Source organism: Ornithinimicrobium sp. (genome assembly GCF_051004135.1).
GTDB lineage: Bacteria > Actinomycetota > Actinomycetes > Actinomycetales > Dermatophilaceae > Ornithinicoccus.
The window spans coordinates 1-3,977 of the sequence record NZ_JBPCKQ010000109.1 but is presented as its reverse complement, the minus strand read 5'-3'; the positions used below and the strand labels follow the sequence as shown (position 1 = coordinate 3,977).

The window sequence follows — 3,977 nt, the reverse complement described above, 5'->3', positions numbered from 1 at the left end:
GCCGAGTCCCGGATCCGGGCCACCACGATCGCGGCCGAGGACCACCTGCACGACCTGGGCGCGATCTCGATGACCTCCTCCGACGCGCAGGCGATGGGCCGGATCGGCGAGGTGGTGATGCGCACCTGGCAGGTGGCGCACGTGATGAAGGCGGTCCGCGGGGAGCTGGCCGGGGGGCTGCCGGTCGACAACTTCCGGGCCCGGCGCTACGTCGCGAAATACACGATCAACCCCGCGATCGCACACGGCGTCAACCACCAGATCGGCTCGGTCGAGGTCGGCAAGCTCGCCGACCTGGTGCTGTGGGACCCGAGGTTCTTCGGCGTGCGACCCGAGGTCGTGATCAAAGGCGGCGGCATCGTCTGCGGCGCGCTGGGCGACCCCAACGCCTCGATCCCGACCCCGCAGCCGGTGCTGATGCGGCCCTCGCTCTACCACCCGGCGGGTGCCGGGCTGTCCCAGACGTATGTCGCTCCGGTCGCCCTCGAGGACGGGCTCGGTCAGGCGCTGGGGCTGCAGCGGGAGCTGGTGGCGGTGCGGCCCACCCGCGGGGTGACCAAGGCCGACATGGTCAACAACGACACGCTGCCCGACATCGCGATCGACCCGGAGACGTTCCGGATCGAGGTCGACGGCGTCGAGATCGTGCCGGCGCCGGTCGACCGGGTGCCGCTGGGTCAGCTGTATGCGCTCTTCTGAGCCGACCGAGCCCGCCGCGCAGACGCACGACGCCGCGGCATACCTGAGCCTGCTGCTCGCCGACGGCCGGCTGCCGGTGGGGGCGCACACGCAGTCCGCGGGGGTGGAGCCGGGGTTCCGGCACGGGATGCGGCGCGCGGACCTCCCGGCATACATCGCGGTCCGGCTGCGCACGGTCACCCTGGTGGAGGCGGCCACGGCCGTGCTCGCCTGGAACTGTCTCAAGGACGACTCGACAGAGCCGCTCGAGGCGTTGGCGTCGGTCGATGCGGCGTGGCGCGCCCGGACCGTCTCGGAAGCGCTGCGCGAGGCCTCAGACCTGCTGGGCCGCAGCTATCTGCGGATGGCCGGCAGGGTCTGGCCGGTCGACCTGGGCGACCACCGGTTCGCCCGACCGGTGGTGGTCGGCGTCGTGGCGGCGGTGGCCGGTGTGGGTGCCGAGCAGCTGGCGAGGATCGTCGCGTTCGACGACGTGCAGACCGTCGTGTCCGCGGCGTTGAAGCTCGACCCGTTCGACCCCGTCGAGGGCGTGCGGCTCGCGGTGGGCGTCGGCGCCGACGTGGAGCGGCTGGTCACTGCGGTCTGCGGCATCCGTAGCCTCGAGGACCTGCCTGCGCCGAGCGCGCCCATGATCGAGCACTGGGCACAGGCCCACCAGCACGAGGAGCGGAGGCTTTTCCGTGCGTGAGCATCGCTCCCTGCGGATAGGGGTCGCCGGGCCGGTCGGCACCGGCAAGAGCTCCATCATCGGCCAGCTGTGCACCCGACTGGGCGACCGCCTGGCCCTGGGCGTGGTGACCAACGACATCTACACCGACGAGGACGCGCGGCTGTTGCGCTCCGCCGGAGTGCTGGCTCCGGAGCGGATTCGGGCAGTCGAGACCGGCGCGTGCCCGCATACGGCGATCCGCGACGACATCAGCCAGAACCTGCTGGCCGTGGAAGATCTGGAGTACGACTTCGCACCCCTGGACGTCGTGCTGGTCGAGTCCGGCGGCGACAACCTGACCGCGACCTTCTCCCCGGCGCTGGTCGACACCCAGCTGTTCGTGCTGGACGTCGCCGGGGGTGGCGACGTCGCCCGCAAAGGCGGTCCCGGCATCACCGGCGCCGACCTGCTGGTGCTTAACAAGACCGATTTGGCCCGGCATGTCGATGTCGACCTGGCTCAGATGGTCGCCGACGCGGAAGCGGTCCGGTCCGGTGGCCCGGTGCTGGCGCTGTCCCGCACCGATCGGCAGTCCGTCGACGCGCTCGCGGGCTGGGTGCTGGGGCAGCTGCGGGCGTTCCGGGCCGGTGAGCTGGTGCCGCACGACCCGGGGCCGATGGCCGCACATGCGCATCCGCATACCCCCGCCTGATGGTTGAGACCTCGATCGTCGTCGAGCTCGTGGACGGTCGGCACCGTGCCCGGCTGCGCCCCGGCCACCTGCGGCCGCTGCTGATGTCCGCGGACGTCCACGGTTGCACCGTCGGGCTCGTGGCCACCGGTGCGTTGCTGCTCGGTGGGGACGACGTGCGGATCCGGGTCGACGTCGGCCCCGGTGCCCGGCTGGATCTGCGGGACATCGCCGGCACCGTCGCCCACGACGGGCGGGGAGTGCCGAGTCGGTGGGACGTCGAGGTGACGGTCGGAGCAGGTGGTGCGCTGCGGTGGGGCGGTGAGCCGTTCGTGGTCGCCGACGGTGCGCTCGTGTCGCGGAGCCTTCGAGTAGAGGCGTCCGGGAGCGCGCAGGTGTCGATCCGCGAGACGCTGGTGCTCGGTCGCTCCGGCGAGATCGGGGGCAGGCTGGCGAACAGGTCGGAGGCCCTTGTGAATGGCGCGACCGTCTACCGCGAGGATCTCGATCTGCTCGATCCGGAGCACCGGAGCGCTCCCGGAATGCTGGGTGGGGCCCGGGTGATGGACAGCCTCCTGCAGCTCGGACCGCCCCATTCGACGGAGGGCGCTACGCGAACGGCGGGTGCTGCGCGAACGGCGCAACACGAGCGAGACGGGCTGCACGAGGTAGCCGGCCTGGGTGGGAGGAGTGTCTGCGACACGTTCCTGCTGGTCGGCGGCGCGGGGTCGCTCACCCGGTTCCTGGGCGATGATCTGGCACCCTCACTGCTGCACCAGATGCTCGCATAGGAGACCGAGGAAGCGCGTGTCGCCGCAGGGATACGTCGTACGTATGTTCTATACTGAGATCACCGGGGCAGCTCCAGGCGGACAGTGCCTGGAGGCCCGGGATCGGACACGAAGGGAAGGGATGGGTCGTGATGCTTGATCAGCTGCGGCAGGCCCCCCAGCCCGACAGCCCCCTGGAGATGGCCTTACAAGAGCATCTGCGGAGCGCAGACCTGGACGCCGAGATCAGCCGGCTGATCGTGGCCGACGACTCCGGCATGGGCGGGTGTGGCGATGTCGAGATGGCCGGCGCCCGCGCCGCGATGGGATGGCCGATCGACCTGGCCACACCGGGCACTGGCCCGGACGGCGACGCCACGGCGATGCCTGATGACGGCGCAGCCTCGATGCCTGCTTCCGTGTCACCGGTCCGCGGCGATCTCGATCCAGGCGCGGTGCGGGCAGCGTTGGCCGGCCTGACCGGCCTGGGCCTGCCCGATCACGCCGCGGAGCAGGTGCTGACCGTTGCCGCCGGGCTGAGCACCGGACCCGTAGCGGCCGCTGCAGATGAGTCGGTGCGCGATCAGCGTCTGCTGGACGGCGTCGAGGCCACCGTGCTGCTCTCGCGGTTCACCGACGCGGCCATGATGCGGATGATCCGTGACCTGGCCGTCGTCGCCGGTGAGCGGCTGCTGGCTCGCGACGACGTCGCTTCGGTCGAGGAGCTGTCGATGACCCGCCGGGACAAGTGGCGTGCGCGCACCAAGTCCGCCGTTGCGACCGAGCTGCAAGCCCTGACGGGTTCAGGCATCCAGGCCTGCCATGACCGGGTCGGGCTCGCCCTGGCCCCGAGCGAGGTCTCCGCCCGCGCCGAGTGGGCCCTGGCCGAAGGATGGAACGACCTGCGCGCGGTGACCGACTTCTGGCGCCGGGCGCGCAACCTGCCCGTCGAGCAGGCTGGCCTCGTCGCCGAGCAGACGCTGGGGCCCGTCCCGGACGGGGACGGCGAGGCGGTCCGGGCCAGCCATGAGCAGTTCACCACCCGGCTGCACCGGGCCGTCACGGCCGCCGAGGGCAGCGACGCCGCGGGGGTCCGAGGGGGGGGCCCGGGGAAACCGTACGACCAAGAAAAAAAAGACACACCAGATCAAAAAAAAAACAAGAAGGA

General features: G+C 71.3%; 5 protein-coding genes. All 5 read left to right on the top strand.

Annotated features, from left to right (window positions below; genetic code table 11):
* The coding region (locus ACR2FV_RS06295; protein WP_434014841.1) for an amidohydrolase family protein at positions 1 to 699 on the top strand (699 nt) is incomplete at its 5' end.
* Positions 686 to 1,387: an urease accessory protein UreF gene (locus ACR2FV_RS06290; protein WP_434014840.1), complete on the top strand. Its 702-nt coding sequence runs from the start codon at positions 686 to 688 to the stop codon at positions 1,385 to 1,387. The genes ACR2FV_RS06295 and ACR2FV_RS06290, both read left to right, overlap by 14 nt.
* On the top strand, positions 1,380 to 2,060 hold the full coding sequence (ureG, locus tag ACR2FV_RS06285; RefSeq protein ID WP_434014839.1) for an urease accessory protein UreG: 681 nt from the start codon (positions 1,380 to 1,382) through the stop codon (positions 2,058 to 2,060). Before ACR2FV_RS06290 ends, ureG begins: the two co-directional genes overlap by 8 nt.
* Positions 2,060 to 2,830 carry an urease accessory protein UreD gene (locus ACR2FV_RS06280; protein WP_434014838.1) on the top strand — a complete coding sequence of 257 codons (771 nt, stop codon included), beginning with the start codon at positions 2,060 to 2,062 and terminating at the stop codon, positions 2,828 to 2,830. Before ureG ends, ACR2FV_RS06280 begins: the two co-directional genes overlap by 1 nt.
* A 131-nt stretch (positions 2,831 to 2,961) precedes the next feature.
* Positions 2,962 to 3,977 (top strand): hypothetical protein (locus tag ACR2FV_RS06275; RefSeq protein WP_434014837.1); only part of this gene is annotated, 1,016 nt, incomplete at its 3' end.

Coding starts and splice junctions, on each gene's coding strand:
- ACR2FV_RS06280 (WP_434014838.1), top strand. CDS start 2,060: ATGGTTGAGACCTCGATCGTCGTCGAGCTCGTGGACGGTCGGCACCGT.
- ACR2FV_RS06290 (WP_434014840.1), top strand. CDS start 686: ATGCGCTCTTCTGAGCCGACCGAGCCCGCCGCGCAGACGCACGACGCC.